General features: G+C 53.2%; 12 protein-coding genes, 1 tRNA gene and 1 pseudogene. 5 read left to right on the top strand and 9 right to left on the bottom strand.

Going from position 1 to position 18978, the window contains the following annotated elements; translation table 11 throughout:
* Nucleotides 1-27: 27 nt before the first annotated feature.
* The 4 genes from BS640_RS02415 to pepA all read right to left on the bottom strand — a co-directional run bounded on the left by BS640_RS02415 (nucleotide 28) and on the right by pepA (nucleotide 5603).
* On the bottom strand, nucleotides 28-543 hold the full coding sequence (locus BS640_RS02415) for a GNAT family N-acetyltransferase (protein ID WP_017491703.1): 516 nt from the start codon (nucleotides 541-543) through the stop codon (nucleotides 28-30).
* A gap of 147 nt (nucleotides 544-690) precedes the next feature.
* Nucleotides 691-3546, bottom strand: a complete 2856-nt coding sequence (locus BS640_RS02410) for a valine--tRNA ligase (protein ID WP_017491704.1) — start codon at nucleotides 3544-3546, stop codon at nucleotides 691-693.
* A gap of 9 nt (nucleotides 3547-3555) precedes the next feature.
* On the bottom strand, nucleotides 3556-4023 hold the full coding sequence (locus BS640_RS02405) for a DNA polymerase III subunit chi (protein WP_017491705.1): 468 nt from the start codon (nucleotides 4021-4023) through the stop codon (nucleotides 3556-3558).
* Between the two features lie 68 nt (nucleotides 4024-4091).
* Complete coding sequence (gene pepA, locus BS640_RS02400; protein ID WP_017491706.1) at nucleotides 4092-5603, bottom strand: leucyl aminopeptidase; 1512 nt, start codon at nucleotides 5601-5603, stop codon at nucleotides 4092-4094.
* Between the two features lie 278 nt (nucleotides 5604-5881).
* Between pepA and lptF the strand changes: the two genes are divergently transcribed.
* Together lptF and lptG are read left to right on the top strand one after the other, a co-directional pair.
* On the top strand, nucleotides 5882-6976 hold the full coding sequence (gene lptF, locus BS640_RS02395) for an LPS export ABC transporter permease LptF (RefSeq protein WP_017491707.1): 1095 nt from the start codon (nucleotides 5882-5884) through the stop codon (nucleotides 6974-6976).
* The gene (gene lptG / locus BS640_RS02390) at nucleotides 6976-8046 is read left to right on the top strand and encodes an LPS export ABC transporter permease LptG (protein ID WP_017491708.1); all 1071 of its coding nucleotides are present in this window, start codon (nucleotides 6976-6978) and stop codon (nucleotides 8044-8046) included. The genes lptF and lptG overlap by 1 nt, the downstream gene beginning before the upstream one ends.
* Nucleotides 8047-8121: 75 nt before the next feature.
* Here lptG and ampH read toward each other — a convergent pair whose 3' ends face one another.
* Nucleotides 8122-9270 (bottom strand): D-alanyl-D-alanine-carboxypeptidase/endopeptidase AmpH, encoded by a 1149-nt coding sequence (gene ampH / locus BS640_RS02385; protein ID WP_026110503.1) that lies wholly within the window; start codon nucleotides 9268-9270, stop codon nucleotides 8122-8124.
* Between the two features lie 574 nt (nucleotides 9271-9844).
* Here ampH and BS640_RS02380 point away from each other — a divergent pair.
* Nucleotides 9845-10999: a porin gene (locus BS640_RS02380; RefSeq protein ID WP_084911789.1), complete on the top strand. Its 1155-nt coding sequence runs from the start codon at nucleotides 9845-9847 to the stop codon at nucleotides 10997-10999.
* Nucleotides 11000-11230: 231 nt separating this feature from the next.
* A tRNA-Leu gene (locus BS640_RS02375) sits at nucleotides 11231-11315 on the top strand.
* A 56-nt stretch (nucleotides 11316-11371) separates the two neighbouring features.
* Here BS640_RS02375 and BS640_RS02370 read toward each other — a convergent pair.
* Nucleotides 11372-11830 (bottom strand): annotated as a pseudogene (locus tag BS640_RS02370) (integrase core domain-containing protein); the annotation flags it as partial.
* Nucleotides 11831-12004: 174 nt separating this feature from the next.
* On the opposite strand from BS640_RS02370, the gene BS640_RS02365 reads away from it, so the two are divergent.
* A complete protein-coding gene (locus BS640_RS02365; protein ID WP_084911787.1) occupies nucleotides 12005-14398 on the top strand; it encodes a beta-N-acetylhexosaminidase in 2394 nt (797 codons plus the stop codon).
* Nucleotides 14399-14516: 118 nt separating this feature from the next.
* Here the strand turns inward: BS640_RS02365 and treF are convergent, their stop codons facing one another.
* The 3 genes from treF to otsB all read right to left on the bottom strand — a co-directional run bounded on the left by treF (nucleotide 14517) and on the right by otsB (nucleotide 18677).
* Entirely contained in the window at nucleotides 14517-16175 is a 1659-nt protein-coding gene (treF, locus tag BS640_RS02360) for an alpha,alpha-trehalase TreF (RefSeq protein ID WP_084911784.1), read from the bottom strand.
* A gap of 280 nt (nucleotides 16176-16455) precedes the next feature.
* Nucleotides 16456-17880 (bottom strand): alpha,alpha-trehalose-phosphate synthase, encoded by a 1425-nt coding sequence (gene otsA, locus BS640_RS02355; protein ID WP_017492802.1) that lies wholly within the window; start codon nucleotides 17878-17880, stop codon nucleotides 16456-16458.
* Complete coding sequence (gene otsB, locus BS640_RS02350) at nucleotides 17877-18677, bottom strand: trehalose-phosphatase (RefSeq protein WP_017492803.1); 801 nt, start codon at nucleotides 18675-18677, stop codon at nucleotides 17877-17879. Before otsB ends, otsA begins: the two co-directional genes overlap by 4 nt.
* Nucleotides 18678-18978: the final 301 nt, after the last annotated feature.

Below are 18978 nucleotides of genomic sequence, written 5' to 3'. Positions count from 1 at the left end.
CGGCTTTTTTATTGCTTAAACATTGTGTTACAGCGTTTTCAGCATGGTAACTTCGCAGTCTACGTGCCCGGTGCTGCCGAGCGCGCCGTCGATGTGTTCGAAACCCAAGTGTTCATACAACGCAATCGCCTGCGTCAGGCTGGCGGTGGTCTCGAGGTAACAGCGGGTAAAGCCCTGTCCTTTGGCGTGGGCCATGGCCTGAATCGCCAGACGTTTTGCCAGGCCTTTTCCACGCAGGCTGGACATGAAATACATCTTCTGTAGCTCACAAATGTCGTCGTCGGCACCCACTAATGGGGCAACACCGCCGCCACCGGCTATCTCACCGTTGAGTTCAACCACCCAGTAGGCGTGGCGTGGCCGGCTGTACATTTCACACAGCACGTCGAGATTGGGATCGGCAACCGTATAGCCTTTATCGGCGGTCAGGCCAAATTCGGCCGAAACGGTGCGAATGACGCGTGCAATATCGGCATTGTCATCACAGGTAATGCGGCGCACCACGACATCTTGCTCTGTTGAATTAATCACTGCTGTCGTCATAGATTCTTTGTCTAATGAAAGTTAGATGAGGTATCGCTTCGCTTTTCTTTTGCATTTAATACCGCGAGCGGGCGTTTTTTGCAATGCGAAAAAAAACGGCGGAGCTTTCACTCCACCGTTTTCTCGTCATTACCTTAGCGGCCAGAATTACAGCGCGGCGATGGTGGCCTGCTGTTCCTGAATCTTCACCTTGGCTTCGGCACAGGCCTGCAGTCTCTCGCGCTCTTTCGCGACAACCGCTTCCGGGGCACGCGCCACGAAGCCTTCGTTTGAAAGCTTGGCTTCGATACGCTCAACCTCTGCGTCCAGCTTGGCAATCTCTTTGCACAGACGTTCCAGCTCGGCTTCTTTATCTACCAGACCGGCCATTGGGATCAGCAGCTCTGCGCCCTCAACCAGCTTGGTGACAGAAACCGGACCTTTGTCGCCGGCAGGCAGCACGGTGATGGACTCCAGACGCGCCAGTGATTTGATGAAGCTCAGGTTCTGCTCCACGCGACGCTGTGCATCGGCGCTTGCGCCACGCAGCAGCAGTTCGAGTGGTTTACCCGGAGCAATATTCATCTCTGCACGCACGTTACGAATAGCGACGATCGCCTGCTTGATCCACTCGAGGTCGACCAGCGCGCTTTCATCGGCTTTATCCGCCGAGTACTCTGGGAAAGGCTGCAGCATGATGGTGTCTGCGGTAATGCCTTTCAGCGGTTTCACGCTCTGCCAGATGGTTTCAGTGATGAATGGAATGATCGGATGTGCAAGGCGCAGCAGACCTTCCAGGACCTCGACCAGCGTGTGACGGGTGCCGCGAAGCTGTGCTTCGGTGCCACCGTTCATCACCGGCTTCGCCAGCTCCAGATACCAGTCACAGAACTGGTTCCAGGTGAATTCATACAGAATGCTCGCTGCGAGGTCGAAACGATAGCCGTCCAACGCTTCGCGGTAGGCTTTCACCGTACGGTTATATTCAGCCAGGATCCAGCGGTCAGCCAGAGACAGCTGCAGTTCGCCGCCGTTCAGGCCACAGTCTTGATTTTCGGTGTTCATCAGCACGAAGCGGCTGGCGTTCCACAGCTTGTTACAGAAGTTGCGGTAGCCTTCGAGACGCTTCATGTCCCAGTTGATGTCGCGACCGGTCGAGGCCAGTGCCGCCAGCGTGAAGCGCAGGGCGTCGGTGCCGTGCGGTTCGATGCCGTTCGGGAACTGCTTCTCGGTGCGCTTGCGGATTTTTTCCGCCAGCTGCGGCTGCATCATGTTGCCGGTACGTTTTTCCAACAGGTCTTCTAGCGAGATACCGTCGATCATATCCAGAGGATCGATGACGTTACCCTTGGACTTAGACATTTTCTGCCCTTCGTCGTCGCGGATAAGGCCGGTCATGTACACCGTGTTGAACGGAACCTGCGGCTTGCCATTTTCGTCTTTCACGAAGTGCATGGTCATCATGATCATGCGTGCTATCCAGAAGAAGATGATGTCGAAGCCACTGACTACCACGCTTGAAGGGTGGAAGGCTTTCAGGTCTGGCGTTTCGTTTGGCCAGCCCAGGGTCGAGAAGGTCCACAGGCCGGAGGAGAACCAGGTGTCCAGCACGTCTTCGTCCTGATTCAGCACAACGTCTGCACCCAGGCTGTTTTCACGACGCACTTCTTCTTCGTCACGACCTACGTAGACTTTGCCTTCTGCGTCGTACCAGGCCGGGATACGGTGACCCCACCACAGCTGACGAGAAATACACCAGTCCTGAATGTCGCGCATCCAGCTGAAATACATGTTTTCGTACTGTTTTGGGACGAACTGGATTTCGCCTTGCTCAACCGCTTCAACGGCCACTTTTGCCAGCGGGGCAGTGCGCACATACCACTGGTCGGTCAGCATTGGCTCGATAACGACGCCGCCACGGTCACCATAAGGGATGGTCAGGTCGTGCGGTTTGATCTCTTCGAGCAGGCCAAGTTCGTCGAAGGCAGCCACGATGGCTTTACGCGCCGCGAAGCGCTCCAGGCCACGGAACTGTTCTGGAATTTCGTTGCTGCACGCATCGCTTTCTTCGCCCTTGGTGTCGAACACCTCGGCGGTCTGGCGGATGTCGCCGTCGAAAGTCAGGATGTTGATCATCGGCAGGTTGTGACGTTTACCGACTTCGTAGTCGTTAAAGTCGTGCGCAGGGGTGATTTTCACGCAGCCGGTGCCTTTTTCCATGTCGGCGTGTTCATCGCCTACGATAGGAATACGGCGGCCTACCAGTGGCAGGATAACTTCTTTACCGATCAGGTCTTTATAGCGTGGATCTTCCGGGTTAACGGCAACGCCAGCGTCACCGAGTTCGGTTTCTGGACGCGTGGTCGCCACCACCAGGTAGTCTTTACCGTCGGCGGTCTTGACGCCATCGGCCAGCGGATAGCGCAGGTGCCAGATGGAGCCTTTGGATTCGCGGTTTTCAACTTCGAGGTCAGAAATGGCGGTACGCAGTTTCGGGTCCCAGTTTACCAGGCGTTTGCCGCGGTAAATCAGGTCCTCTTTGTACAGACGTACAAACACTTCGCGAACGGCGTTGGACAGGCCTTCGTCCATGGTGAAGCGCTCGCGCTCCCAGTCCACGGAGTCGCCCAGACGGCGCATCTGACGCGTGATGGTGCCGCCTGATTCTGATTTCCATTCCCAGATTTTGTCGATAAAGGCTTCGCGACCATAGTCTTTACGTGTTTTGCCTTCTTCAGCGGCAATCTTGCGCTCTACTACCATCTGAGTGGCAATACCGGCATGGTCGGTCCCCGCCTGCCACAGAGTGTTTTTACCCTGCATGCGCTGATAGCGGATCATGGCGTCCATGATGGTTTGCTGGAAAGCGTGACCCATATGCAAGCTACCGGTAACGTTCGGCGGCGGGATCATGATGCAGAAGCTTTCCTTACTGGTATCACCGTTAGGCTTGAAGTAGCCCTGTTCTTCCCAGTGCTCGTAAAGCGGTTGCTCGATATCTTGCGGGTTATATGTCTTATCCATTTCGCTTCGTTAGTCTGTAGTCGTTGTATTGACGTCGGGCGGTGTCGCCGTGGTCAAATTGAAGCCGACGCTGCGATAGGCTTTGTAGCGTTCGCGCGCCAACTGCTTTAAAGAATCTTCGTAAGGAACGAAGTCTACCACTTCATGGAAAGCGGTGGCAAAATCTGCAAAATTCCCGAGCAGGCTAATCAGCAAATCTCGCGGCGCATTTCCGCGTTTTCCTGGCCAGCAAAGCTCGACGGGGGCACCAAATCTCGGGCCTTCTCCCGCCAGATTGTGCGGCACAAACTGGTCGGCATCACGTTTCCACAGCGCTTCATCCAGACGTTCCGCTTGTTTCTGGTCTTCGCAGGCAATAAGCACGCGTTGACCCGCACGGTAGCGCTGTGCCGCAATCTGGCACGCCAGTGCCTCGTGGCCGCTGAGCTCGCCTGCGACGTCCGGTGAGTCGAGAAGAAAAAATGTAGCCTGTTTCATGAGTGTCTTCCTAACGCCGTCCTCCGGCGTGAATCACAGCGAAGGACGGGTTTTACCACAATAGGCGATTAATCGTCGCCGTTGAGACCTGCACGGTTCAACAAGAACTGGGACAGCAGAGAAACAGGGCGACCCGTCGCTCCTTTGTTCTTACCTGAGCGCCATGCGGTACCGGCGATGTCCAGGTGAGCCCAGTTGTACTTGTCGGCAAAGTGAGACAGGAACATGCCTGCGGTGATTGCGCCGCCAGGACGGCCGCCAATGTTTGCCATATCGGCAAAGTTTGACTGAAGCTGTTCGTCGTACTCGTCGCCCATCGGCAAACGCCACGCACGGTCACCGGCCTGTTCGGAGGCGGTGATAAGCTCGTGGGCCAGCGGGTTGTGGTTCGACAGCAGGCCGGTGATGTGATGACCCAGCGCGATGACGCAGGCGCCGGTCAGCGTTGCCACGTCGATAACCAGCTCAGGATCAAAACGCTCAACGTAGGTCAGTGCGTCGCACAGCACCAGACGGCCTTCGGCATCGGTATTCAGCACTTCAACGGTTTTGCCTGACATGGTGGTCAGAATGTCGCCCGGACGGAACGCGCGGCTGCCCGGCATGTTTTCACATCCGGCCAGAACGCCGACTACGTTCAACGGCAGCTTCAGCTCGGCAACGACGCGCATGACGCCATACACCGTGGCCGCGCCACACATATCGTACTTCATTTCGTCCATGTCGGCCGCAGGCTTGATGGAGATACCGCCGGAATCGAAGGTCAGGCCTTTACCGACCAGCACAATTGGCTTAGCGTCTGGGTTCGGATTACCTTTATATTCCATCACCGACATCAGCGACTCGTTCTGCGAGCCCTGACCCACGGCCAGATAGGCGTTCATTCCCAGCTCTTTCATCTGCTGTTCGCCGATGACGCGGGTGGTGATATTAGTGCTGAACGCATCGGCCAGCTGGCGAGCCTGTGAGGCCAGATAAGCGGCGTTACAGATGTTCGGCGGCATGTTGCCCAGATCTTTCGCGGCTTTAACGCCGTAAGAGATAGCCAGACCGTGTGCAATGGCGCGGTCACCGCTGTTAAGTTCGCGGCGGGTCGGCACGTTGAAGACCATTTTACGCAGCGGACGGCGCGGCTCGACCTTGTTGCTCTTCAGCTGATCGAAGGTATAGAGAGACTCTTTGGAGGTCTCGACGGCCTGACGCACTTTCCAGTAAGTATTCCGTCCCTTGACGTGAAGTTCGGTGAGGAAGCAAACGGCTTCCATAGAACCTGTTTCATTCAAGGCGTGAATAGTTTTCTGGATAACCTGCTTGTATTGACGTTCGTCGAGTTCGCGTTCTTTGCCGCAGCCTACCAGCAGAATGCGCTCGGACAGAATGTTTGGAACATGGTGCAGGAACAATGTCTGCCCCACTTTTCCTTCCAGTTCACCGCGGCGGAGCAGGGCGCTGATGTACCCATTGCTGATTTTGTCGAGCTGTTCAGCCATAGGAGATAGGCGGCGTGGTTCGAAAACGCCGACTACAATACAGGCACTGCGCTGTTTTTCCGGGCTACCGCTTTTTACACTGAACTCCATGCACTCTCCTGAATCTTAAAGACAAAGGCGGGGGGTACGGATAGAATGGGGCTTCCGTTACACTCTCCCGTCATTGATGTAATGACCTGTGTTAACCTATACGGCGTAGAAATTTTATTTTGGCGGCTATAAGCATCTTCCTATAGGTCACCTAAATTTACGGTGTTGTAATACTATTTTAGCTGTGAAGGTTGCCATATGATGAGAAAAAATGACGGATTAGCGATGAAATTATCGATTTTCCTGCAAAAAGACAAGTTTTCACAGGCGTATTCAGCGTGATCATCATTAGATATCTGGTTAGGGAAACCTTCAAGAGCCAAATTGCGATCCTGTTTATTCTGCTTCTAATCTTCTTTTGTCAGAAGCTGGTCAGAATACTGGGTGCAGCAGTCGATGGCGATATCCCAACAAATTTAGTCATTCAGCTTCTTGGGTTAGGTATACCCGAGATGGCACAGCTTATCCTGCCGCTGAGTCTTTTCTTGGGTCTGCTCATGACTCTGGGCAAGCTCTATACTGACAGTGAAATCACTGTTATGCACGCCTGCGGACTGGGTAAAAGGTCACTAATCGTTGCTGCCATGGTTCTGGCGGTGTTCACCTCTATTTTCGCCGGTATTAACTCATTTTGGGTCGGCCCCTGGTCGTCGAAGCATCAGGATGAAGTGATGGCCGAAGCCAAGGCGAACCCGAGCATGGCGGCGATGGTCGCTGGGCAGTTCACCCCTTCACAGGACGGCAGTTCCGTGCTGTTTGTGGGCAACGTGCGCGGTAAAGAATTCCGCAACGTTTTCCTGGCGCAGCTTAGGCCGAACGGCAACCAGCGTCCGTCGGTGGTGGTGGCCGAGAAAGGCCATATGGACCAGCGTCCTGACGGCTCCCAGCAAGTGACGCTGGACACCGGCACTCGCTACGAAGGTACCGCACTGCTGCGTGACTTCCGTATCACTAATTTCACCGACTATCTGGCGGTTATCGGCCACAAGATTGTCGAGCTAGACAGCAGCGACGTCGAACAGATGAGCATGTCTTCTCTGTGGCATTCAAAGGCTATCGAGGCGCGCGCCGAGCTGCACTGGCGTCTGACGCTGGTGGTTTCGGTGTTTGTGATGGCGCTGATGGTGGTACCGCTCTCGGTGGTTAACCCGCGTCAGGGCCGCGTACTGAGCATGCTGCCAGCAATCTTCCTCTACCTCATCTTCTTCCTGCTGCAAAGTTCGCTTCGTTCCAACGCAGAGAAAGGCAAACTCGATCCGATGGTCTGGATGTGGGCGACCAACCTTGCGTATCTGGCACTCGCCGTGGTGCTTAATATGTGGGATACCCTGCCAGCCCGCAGGATACGCGCACGTTTTAGAGGAGCGGCCTGATGTTTGGTGTTTTAGACCGTTATATCGGACGGACCATTTTCAACACCATCATGATGACGCTGTTCATGCTGGTTTCCCTTTCCGGGATTATCAAATTCGTTGACCAGCTGCGTAAGGTCGGACAGGGCAGTTATTCGGCGCTCGATGCCGGGCTCTATACCTTGCTGAGCGTGCCGAAGGATATCGAAGTCTTCTTCCCGATGGCCGCTCTGTTGGGTGCGCTGTTGGGCCTTGGCGCGCTGGCGACACGCAGCGAGCTGGTGGTGATGCAGGCCTCCGGTTTTACCCGTATGCAGGTCGCGACCTCGGTCATGAAAACCGCTATCCCGCTGGTCTTGCTGACCATGGCAATCGGGGAGTGGGTATCGCCTGCCGGTGAGCAGATGGCGCGCAACTACCGTGCGCAGCAGATGTTCGGCGGCTCGCTGGTCTCTACGCAAAACGGCATTTGGGCGAAAGACGGGCACGACTTCATCTTCATCGAACACGTGGTGGGCGACAACCAGATCAACGGCGTGAACATCTACCACTTCGACGGTAATAACAAGCTGCTGTCCGTACGCTATGCTACCTCTGCCGAGTACGAGAACGGTGGCTGGCAGCTGTCTCAGGTTGACGAATCGGTACTCGACAGCCCAACCAAGATCAGCGGTTCTCAGACCCTGAGCGGTGAATGGAAGACTAACCTGACGCCTGACAAGCTGGGCGTGGTCGCCTTGGATCCGGACTCGCTGTCGATAAGCGGTCTCTACAACTACGTTAAGTACCTCAAGCAGAGCGGCCAGGAAGCGAAACGTTACCAGTTGAACATGTGGCGTAAAATCTTCGCGCCGCTGTCCGTTGCGGTAATGATGCTGATGGCACTGTCATTTATCTTCGGACCGCTGCGCAGCGTGCCGATGGGCGTGAGAGTCGTGACCGGTATCTGCTTCGGGTTCCTGTTCTACGTGCTGGACCAGATTTTTGGCCCGCTCAGCCTGGTCTACAACATACCGCCACTACTCGGCGCGGTATTGCCAAGCGCACTGTTCCTTGTCATCAGCGTCTATCTGTTGTTGAAACGGAGTTAGCCAAGACCCCGAGGGATAAAAAAAGCAGCTCAATCGAGCTGCTTTTTTGCTTTCTGAAGCCTGAGAGTGAGGAGCTTAGATCTCGTTGTTACGCACCAGATCGGCCACCAGATCGTTCACGCCGTCGCTCATGTTCTTGAACTTGGTCAGCTCTGACCGGGTGACAACGATAAATACCCCTACGCCGCGCTGAGGCACCATCGCCATATAGGTAATGAAGCCCCCACCGCCGCCGGTTTTTTGAATGATGCGCGGCAGCAATGGCGTTGGCGCCATGGTAATCCAGCCCATGCCTAACTCATAGGCCTGCCCCGGAACGTCCATGCCTTTCAACGACACCAGGTCGGTACGACGGAAATACATCTTCTGCGCCAGCGCTGCGGTCGGCGATTGCTGGCCAGCGGCGTTAGGCAGGAACTGCTTCATCCAGCGACCCATGTCCGCCGGTGTGGAATAGACTCCGCCGCTGCCCTGTGCAGCAATCGTGTTCAGACAAGGGCTTGGGCGCAGGCCTTCCATCAGACGAGAGCACTGTGCCGCAGTCGGCGTGAAGGTGGTATCGACCATGCCGTTTGGCTGGGTTATTAACTGACGGAACAGCTGCGGATAAGGCTGATGCGCGGCGTCGGCCAGCGCGTCCGACAGCAGGTCAAAGCCCAGATTGGAATAGGAGGCGTGCGAGCCAGGCGGGACGGTAAGCTTGGCGGTTTGCAACCAGCTCCAGCGTTCCGCGCGATTCGGCCAGGTAAACACCGGACGATGCGGCGCGCCGCCCGGCTGTTCGCGTGGCAGACCGGCAGTGTGGGTGGCGAGGTTGAGCAAAGTCATCGGCGACGTCGGGCTGTAATACGGAACGAAGGCGTTGCCCGGCGCGTACTTACGCAGCGGATCGGTCACCTTGACCGTACCCTGTTCAGCAAGCTTCACCAGCACTTCGCTGGTCATTAGCTTGGTCAGCGACGCGATGCGGATCAGTGAGTCTTCACGAGGACGCTGACCCGATCCTGCCCGGGTTTCCCCAAAGCTTCTGAAAACCTGCTGATTCTTATCGACAACCACGAGCGCCATGCCCATGGCGCCGCTGCTATAGAAAATATGTTCTGCGTGTTCATCAACGACCTGAGAGGCCAGTTTTTGGGTCTGAGCCTGGCTCAGTACAGGCATACTGGCAAAAGCAATGGCCAGCAGCGACAGGGAGAATTTTTTCAACAAACGCGTATCCATTCTAAAAGCGGTGAGAGGGAAGATTGGATTTATCTTAATGGGATACGCGAAGAACCGCATGAGGAAATCGATGCTTCCGCAAAAAATTTACAGAGCAGGGGGAGGCAGAGGCATCAGGGCCGATGGCCTGAAAATGGTGTAAAGAAATTCCTAATAAAATTTGTGCTGATTATTTACTCACACAGGGCAATTACGCTGCTTTATTATTCGATTTATAACGACACGAAAATTAAATAATAACCTTACGGACAATACACAGTGTGGATTATTTAATTTACGAAGCTTCTAAAGCTAACTTTGTAATTAATTATGTCATTTTTGAACTTATTAATTTGACCGTTTTGATTATTTATTATCCTTAACGGGCTTTTTTAGAGTTTTCAATAATTCTTATTTTCCTTTGGTTACATCCTTAAACTAAATTGTCCGATTTTTAACCACAAAAAAGCGGTTAATGTGTGACCGTCGTCGCATTTAATGCTTTTCCGCCTACCACAGCTATGTTAAATATTTATGCGTGGTGCAACGCCATATTTCTTAAATAACAAAAATAAAATTGTTGGAGACAGGGTAAATGCGTAATTTAAAAGCGCCAATCATCGTTGGCGGAGTTATTTTATCGGTACTTTCAGCCAGCGCTCAGGCTGAAATCACCGTTTTAGATAAAAATAAGCAAAGTGATTCCTTACTGGCCCCGTTGAGCTTGCAGGTTGGCGGCAGTATTCGTCCTGAATGGATTTTCCAGAACACCAAGAATAAAACGCACGGTGATTCAAGTGGTCACGACGGCGGCACCCGTTTCCGTTTTAGCGGCGACTATGCCCTGACAGATCATACTTCTATTATTGGTAAGTATGAGCTTGGCGTGAACATGTATCACCTGTTGAACATCAAGTCAGGTTATGACGAAAGCAGCAACCTGCTGAAAAAACGTCAACTGTATTACGGATTCAAGGATGACCGTTACGGTACCCTGACTTACGGTAAGCAGTATGGTCCTTACTATGACATCGTCGGTAGCAAGAGTGACGTATGGGATAACGATGGTCAGGCAGCGGGCGAAGGCGTGGGTCTGTCCGGCGACTTCGACGGCGGTAACCGTCCATACAACAGCATCAAATACGTAAACACCATCGGTGCATTTACTATTGATGCCAACTACCTGTTGCCAGAAACTGAATACGATGCGGGTTCAGACTCTGCGGGTGATGATTTGCACTATCGTCGTGACGGCGGCGGCGGTCTGGGTATCGATTATGCGGTAACCAAAACGCTGACGTGGAGCGGTGTTTACACCCTCACCAACGCGCGTATGAAAAACGACAACAATGATTCCAAGCAGTATCACCAGCAGACCACTGCGACTGCTTTGACCTGGCAGCCGGGCGCATGGTACTTGGTGGCAACCGCCAACTACTATAAAGACTACGTGCCAAGTCATCAGGACAACGTGAACCAGAATAACTACTTCGCGGGCGACGGCTACGGTCTGGAAGCCTTCGCGGGTTATACCTTCACGTTTAATAAAGAGCTGCTGAAATCGGTACAGCCTTACGTTGCAGCTGACCAGCTGAAACTGAAAGGCAACGAAGACTACGATGCACACCACGTGTATCTGGGTACGGCGTTCGACTTCGGTCACCACCTGTCACTGTACGTAGAACGTACCCTGGCACGTGCTCCTGGCCAGTCTGACTCTACTGCTGTCAGCTTCTACTACAACTTCTAATCACCGACTTTTCTTGCAAAAAGTCGTGATAAAGAACAGGGCCGGTGCCGCAATGCACCGGCTTTTTTATGGCCGAAAAGTACGATGCCGCCAGTATTTTTGCCGCAATATCAATCACAATGTGCGTTTTAGCCGCTTTTTTCAGCACTTGGTGCAAGATTAAGGGGATAAGTATTGCGCGGGCATACGGTAGAGGTATAATGCACCCGTTTTCCGCATACTACTTTCAGTGCCGAAGTGGCGAAATCGGTAGACGCAGTTGATTCAAAATCAACCGCCGCAAGGCGTGCCGGTTCGATTCCGGCCTTCGGCACCAAATAGTAGTATGAAAAATTAAGTCACCCTCCGGGTGGCTTTTTTTTTGCCTGAAATTCAGCCTTTGTAAGGCTTCTGTCGCTTTTTTGACCTGTCCCCAGTAATAGATACAACCCTCAGTGAGTCATGTCGGTTGGTTTTTTCTTCATATTTCCCGTTTCGCCAGCTAGCTGAAAATTCAGACGGCGTGTGGTAATTCAGCGGTGAATGAGGGGGGCACTCGTTATAATCCTGATGCCATACACTGATGGTTTTCCTGGCATGGCTGACGTCGCTGAACCCGTGTTCATTCAGGCATTCATCGCGAAAGCGGCCGTTAAAACTCTCAATAAATCCGCTCTGCGTCGGCTTGCCGGGCTAGATAAGCCGCAGCTCTAGACTATGCTCATAAGCCCACTGGTCAAGTGCTCTGCAGGTAAACTCAGGCCCCTGATCGGTTCTTATCGTCGCCGGATAGCCGCGAAACAGCACAATGCTGTCCAGAATATGCGTGACCTGCACGCATGAAATCCCGAAAAAAGAGTGGGGCGGAATCTATCGCCATTTATAACGATGAACGACCCCACCAGTCACTGAAATTCAGCCTTTATAAGTCTGCATCACCTTTATTCCTGTTCATTCTGTCTATAGTTAATCCTTTATGTTTCAGCAGGCTATGTCAGCCCGCTTTACCTCTGAGGAGACTTGTCAATGCTATTGCCGTTCCGTCGTTCTTTATTTGCCTCATCGTTTCTCCTTGCTATCACCTCGTCCGCCTTTGCGACTCCCGCCGGTAATCTGCCGCTCATGCCTTGGCCGCAGCAGGTAGAGGTGGCTCCGCAGGCTGGGAAATGGAGGGTGGACAACAGGCTGTCGGTGGCCGTCAGCGGAGACAATCTTGGCCCTCTGCCGCAGCGCTGGCGCGAACGGATTGAGCTGCAAACCGGATGGACACTACAGCCGCAGCCGACCGACGCTACGCAGAGTAAAATTCAGGTGGTTATCAAACATAAAGTGGATGCCTTACCCAAGCCAGACAGTGACGAAAGCTATGATCTTGAAGTCACCCCGCAGGGTGCGATCATTAACGCGAATACCCGTTTTGGTGCGATACACGGCATGGAAACCTTATTGCAACTGCTGCAAAACGATGGTGAGAACACGTTCCTACCGTTGGTGAGAATTCATGATAACCCGCGTTTCGCATGGCGTGGCGTGCTGCTGGACTCTGCACGGCATTTCCTGCCGGTCAGCACTATCAAGCGTCAGCTCGACGGTATGGCTGCCGCCAAGTTGAACGTTTTACACTGGCATTTAACTGACGATCAGGGCTGGCGATTCGCGTCAGAGCATTATCCGAAGCTGCAACAATTAGCCAGCGACGGCGAGTTCTATACCGTGGCCGAGATGAAAGATGTTGTGGCTTACGCGACATCTTTAGGGATCCGCGTTGTGCCAGAAATTGACATGCCGGGTCATGCCTCGGCGATTGCCGTTGCTTACCCCGAACTGATTAGCGCACCCGGCCCCTTCAGCATGCAGCGCGAGTGGGGCGTGCATGAACCGACGTTGGATCCCTCTAACGAACAGGTTTACAAATTTGCCGATACCCTGGTCGGTGAGCTGGCCGCCATTTTCCCCGATCCTTACCTGCACATCGGCGGTGATGAAGTGAAAGATACCCAGTGGCAGAATTCCACGGCAATTAAGGCCTATATGAAGAAGAATCATATTGCCGATAGCCACGCGTTGCAGGCCGCCTTCAACAAGCGTTTGCAGCAGATTTTGCAAAAACATCATCGCCATATGGTTGGCTGGGATGAGATTTTCCATCCCGACTTGCCAAAGAATATTGTGATTCAATCCTGGCAGGGGCCGGATTCGCTGGGTGCCAGCGCGCAGCAGGGCTATTTGGGAATTCTGTCCACGGGTTTCTATCTCGATCAGCCGCAAAGCTCGGCTTATCACTATCGCAATGAAATCCTGCCGCAGCCGTTGGGCGTCGATCAAAACCTTGCCGAAGGTGAAAAAGCCCAGAGCTGGGCATTTTCTATGCCGCGTCTGAAAGGCAGTCCCGTTGAGGGAAGTTTTTCCCTGATTGAAGGGAAGCAGGGCTGGCGCGGGTTTATCGATTTCAAGGGGAAAACCCGTCGTGCGCTGCGTGATATTGTCTGGCAGAACAACGGTCAGGTCAGCTTCGCGGTGGATACCTGGATGGGCGACACACGTCCTGTCCTCACCCTCAAAGACGGTAAATTTGACGGTTACTTTGTGATTGGTAACGCGCGTTATCCAGCAACGGGCAACCCACTCAGCGAAATCCCCCAAGGCACGCCGCCAGTGGTGCCGGACGCCAGGGGAATGCAAAACATTCTCGGCGGTGAAGCCGCGCTGTGGCAGGAAAATATCACCTCAGAAATTCTTGACCTGAAGCTATGGCCGCGTGGGTTTGTGGTCGCCGAACGTCTGTGGTCTGCGGAGGATGTGAAAGATATCGACAATATGTATCAGCGTCTGGCGAAAGTGGACGCCTGGTCGGCAGTATCGGTAGGGTTGCAGCAGCATGCAGAAACCACTCGCCTGATGACTCGACTGGCAAACAGTAGTGACATCACACCGCTGCTGACGCTCTCTTCGGCGCTTGAGCCGGCACAGTATTACACCCGCCAGCACCTGAAGTTTAAGGCCGGGAACTACCAACAGTTTGAGCCACTGAATCGCCTGGTTGATGCGCTGCCAGCGGAAAGTAATGCCGTGCGTCAGCTCGATAATCAGGTAAAAGCCTTGCTGGCTGACGGTAAAGACGTACAGGCGGCGAGGGCAATTCGCAACCAACTGACGCTGTGGCGGGACAATAGGGCGCAGGTTGAGCCAATACTGGCGCAAAACTACGTCTTGAAACCCGTACAGCCTGTGGCGGAACAACTCAGCCAACTGTCGGTGCTGGGGCTGAAATGGCTGGATAACATCCAAAGAGGGGAACACATCACAGCGGAGGAGCGCCAGAAGGCGCAGACCCAGCTGGACAGTGCGGCACAGATTCAGGATGAGTTGGTGATTGCGGCGGTGTATCCGCTTCAAAGGCTATTACAAGGTGTGAAATAAACACCTTTTATCGCTTCAAGGTCTGTCGCTTCAGGCGGCGACTGTGCCCGAAGCGACGGCCAATAACTTCGGCACCTCAAGGGTGCCGAAGTCCTGCCATTGACCCGTTAAATATCGGCTACTCGTGATCTTCGCCATACAGCCCAATCAACCGGCGTACCACGCCGTTAGTCCAGCCGAAGCCGTCCTGTAGGGGATACTCACCGCCGCCACCTTCACCGGAGGCATCGCCCGCGATGTGGTATTTTTCGATTAGCTTATGGTTACGCTTATAAAACTGGTTAACCGTTTTCAGCCAGTTGCGGGCGATTTCGTCACCCAGCGCGTCATTGCCATACATTTTAAAGCCCTGAATGGCCATCCACTGTAGCGGTGCCCAACCGTTGGGCTTGTCCCACTGCTCGCCGGTTTCATATTCGGTAGTCAGCAGGCCACCGTCGGAAAGCAGGCGTGCGCGCACGGCTTCACCCAATCTTTCGGCCTGTTCGTGCGTGGCGAGACCCACGTACAGTGTCACCACGCTGGCGGCGGAGAAGAGCGCGAACTGCTTGCGGTGCCAGTCATAGTCGCGGAAACATCCCTGGTCTTCGTCCCACAGATAATGGTTAATGGCCAGGCGGCGTTCTTCTGCTTTCTGGCGATACAGCGCCTCGGTCTCACGGTCACCTTTTAGCGCCGAAATATTGGCAATCGTGCTTTCGAGCTTATAAAGGAACGCGTTGAGATCCACCGGAATATATTTGGTGGTGCGGATACTGGCGAGGCGATTGGCATCACGCAGCCAGCGCGAAGAATAATCCCAGCCTGATGCCGCACCGGCACGCAGGTCACGGTAAACTTCGTTTGCAGGGCGATTAGAGTGTTTGGCGGTTTCCACATCCTCGCGCCATGACTCATCGCGCGGCGTGTCCCTGTCGTCCCAATAACGATTTAACAAGGCACCATTCGGCATTTTAACCGCATGGCGATAGGCCTGATTGGCCCCCAGCGATTCCGCACCGTCCATCCAGAACTCGTGCTCTTTAATCAAATGATCGAGATAACGACGGGCACCGCGCACGCCATCTTCCTCAAACAGCTCTACCATCAGCGCAAATACCGGCGGCTGGGAGCGGCTGAGATAATAGGTCCGGTTGCCGTTAGGGATGTGGCCGTAGGTCTCAATCATCCAGGCAAAGTTGTCCGCCATGCTGCGCAGCAAATCGTGGCGGCCACTTTCGGCCAGCCCCAGCATGGTGAAATAGGAGTCCCAATAATAGGTCTCGCTAAAGCGACCTCCCGGAACAATATACGCCTGCGGCAATGACAGCAGTGAAGACCACGGAATATGTTGTTCTGGCTGGCGCGTTAATACCGGCCACAGCTTATCGATATGTTCTTTAAGCGAATCACCGGGATTAGAAACGTAATCGCTGCCGTAATGTTTTGGCATCCAAAAATGTTCGTCAACAAACTGCTTAAGATCGAATCCGGGATTATTTTTCTGGCGACGATAGCCAATCAGGATATCCAGCGGATCCATTTTAGGTGCGCAGTCCGGAAATGTTTTGCTGTCCTCGAAAATATGCGCAGACTGCACTGCTGCGAATAATTCAAGATAACGATCTGCAGGCGTTAGCGCATCGGAATGGGGCATCCCCTCAATCATTTCCGGTTCTGGCTCGGCCTCTAGCATTTTATCTAGTGTTAATTCAGAGGGTTCCGGTTCATATTTGCTGATTTTGTCGATGTCGAACTCCACTGATTCAGTAACGTCGTGTAATTTAGAGTTGTACATATAATGTCAAGCCTCTTCATTGCGTCGTTAAAATACGGGGGCTTCCCGCGTGCGAATTTCTAATAAGTGTAGACTTTTGCTTCGCCTATTTCAGTAAATCTGTGTAATTGCTCACATTACTTAATCGGCACATAAAGTGAAAAAACCTTATAAGCCGTTATTTAACCGTTGGAAAATAAAAGCAATTAGTCTCAGGATGCGGAAAATATTTACTTAATTCGTTTGCAACACTTTGTGAATAGCCCCGATTTTCGGGGCTAAAGGACGGGAGACGTCAACGTTATGGCGTGGCGGCTTTTGCCGTGGAGGATTTTTCAGAGCCACGTTCCGGCAGCGCACGAAGATCCTTAAGGTAGGTTTCTCCCCAGTGCGCAATATCGTTCTCGCGCAGTATCTTCATCATCTCGTTATAACGGGAGATACGCTCTTCACGCCCCATGGTCAGCGCCTGATCGAGCGCAGCGGCAACTTCATCGCGGTCATAAGGGTTGACGATGAGCGCACCCGTCATCTCATTAGCGGCACCGGTGAAACGTGATAAAACCAACACGCCAGGGTCTTCAGGGTCCTGTGCGGCGATATACTCCTTAGCCACCAGATTCATCCCGTCGCGCAGCGGTGTTACCAGCCCGACGTCGGTAAGTCGGAATATCTTCATCAGCAGGCGACGATCAAAATGCTGATTAAGGTAATACAACGGCGTGCTGTTTAAGCTGCCGTATTTACCGTTGATGCGCCCGACTTCCATTTCCAGCTGATGACGCAAGTCCTGATACGCCTGCACGTCACCGCGCGACGTCGGAGCAATCTGCGAATAACGCACTTTGCCGCGATGCTGCGGATAATGTTCCAGCAGGGCTTCAAAAGCCAGGAATCGCTCAGGTAAACCCTTGGTGTAATCCAGACGTTCGCAGGAAATAATGTTTTTCGCGTTACTCAGCTCGCGTTTCATCATGTCGATTTTCGGCGGCAGTGGACCCTCTGCCATCTGTTTGATGCTGTCCGGCGCGATGCTTATCGGATAGACCTCGGTCTTGAAGGTATGGCCAAAGGCGCGGTGGGTATTGGGTGCAACGTCTTCGAGGGGGGTCAGCTGGTCAAGGTTTTCAACGAACGCATTGCGGTCGGTTTCCGTCTGGAAGCCCAGCAGATCATACTCGCACATCATTTCCAGCAGTTCTTTATGGGTCGGCAGGGCGTTGAACACCTCTGGCGTCGGGAAAGGAATATGCAGGAAGAAACCTATGCGGTTCGTGACGCCGATTTTGCGTAACGCGGCGGCAAACGGCAGCAGATGGTAATCATGGATCCACAGAATATCATCGGGTTTGATCAGCGGCTGAAGCTGTCTGGCCAGCAGGTCATTGACGCGGCAATAGCCTTCCCACGCCTCGCGCTGAAAATCGACCAGGTCAATGCGGTAGTGGAAAGCGGGCCAGATAACAGCGTTGGAAAATTGGCAGTAATAAAGATCGTAATCGTTCTGATTAAGCGGCACGGTGGCGTAAGTAATGCCGTCCTTCTCGACGATATCAAGCTCTTCCTCTTCTTCTCCCGATATCTCGCTTATTTCACCACTCCAGCCAAACCACAGGCCTGACGTATTCTTGAGGGCATCCATGATGCCGACGGCAAGTCCACCCGCGCTCGATTTGGATTTATTAGGAATAGCGATACGGTTAGATACAACAACCAGGCGACTCATAATCTTGACCCCTTACCTACGTTATTATGTTTGATTTGTGAAAGCAGTTGTTCAAGCCAGTCATACACGTCGGCGACGTCATTAAGACGATAGTGAGCGTGGCCCGCCCCTTCACCGACTTTGACTGAAATACCCTGCATGGCGTTCACCGCCAGAAATCCTTTTTCATCCGTAAGGTCGTCGCCGACGAATACGGGAATGCGGCCCTTAAAGGGAAGTTCTTGCATAAAAGCTCGTATTGCTGCGCCTTTATCGGTGCCCTGCGGCTTAATCTCTACGACGCATTTGCCCGGTTGCAGCTGGAGGCCAGGGAATTTTTCTACCGCTGATTCTGCCAGTGCCAATACCTGATGTTCAAAAGCGGGGGCCTGGCGATAGTGCAACGCAAAGGCCATACCTTTGGCTTCCAGCAGGGTGCCCTGCATTGCCGACATGCCCTGTTGCAGCATGTTTTGCAACGGCGTTACCACCTTTTCGGAAAGCGTGACGCGATGCAGTTGAGACTCGGCATCACGTCGTTCTGCACCGTGAACGCCGGCGAGCGGGAAGCGATGTGGTGCGCTTAGCGCGTCGAGTTGAGCAATCGGACGGCCGGATACCAGCGCCAGCGCGCCGTCTGTGGCCTGCGACAGCGCCAGCAGACGATCGCGTACAATTAAGGGAATGCTCACGGCGTCGGGCTCTGCCTGAAGTGCAGCCAGAGTTCCGTCAACGTCAAAGAAAAAAGCGTACAGGCGTCCTTCCTGAAGGGGGGGAGGCGGTGTATCGGTGATATTTTCCGGTGCAACAGTAGTCAATCTTTTTCTCCTGTTTGCAAAGGGTTAGGCGAATTTATTCGCGATAGCATTAAAGCCTTAAGTTAAATTTCAGGACTCACCAGATCACAAGAAGTGTTTGATGCCGCTATAAAATAAGAAAAAATGGCATCAGAAGGGTGAATGAAATCCAGAAACCTCAACTCTGCATTTAATTTTGTAGTATTCAGTGTAGACCCTGCTGGATATTTTTCCAGGTATCTACTTAATCAGAACGTGCTGCATAAATAGTGAGTCTATAAATTAAATTTTTATTTCTATTAAATTAAAGGTGTATTCTTAT

Source organism: Rouxiella badensis (assembly GCF_002093665.1).
Lineage (GTDB): Bacteria > Pseudomonadota > Gammaproteobacteria > Enterobacterales > Enterobacteriaceae > Rouxiella > Rouxiella badensis.
This window is presented reverse-complemented; position numbering and strand designations above follow the sequence as displayed.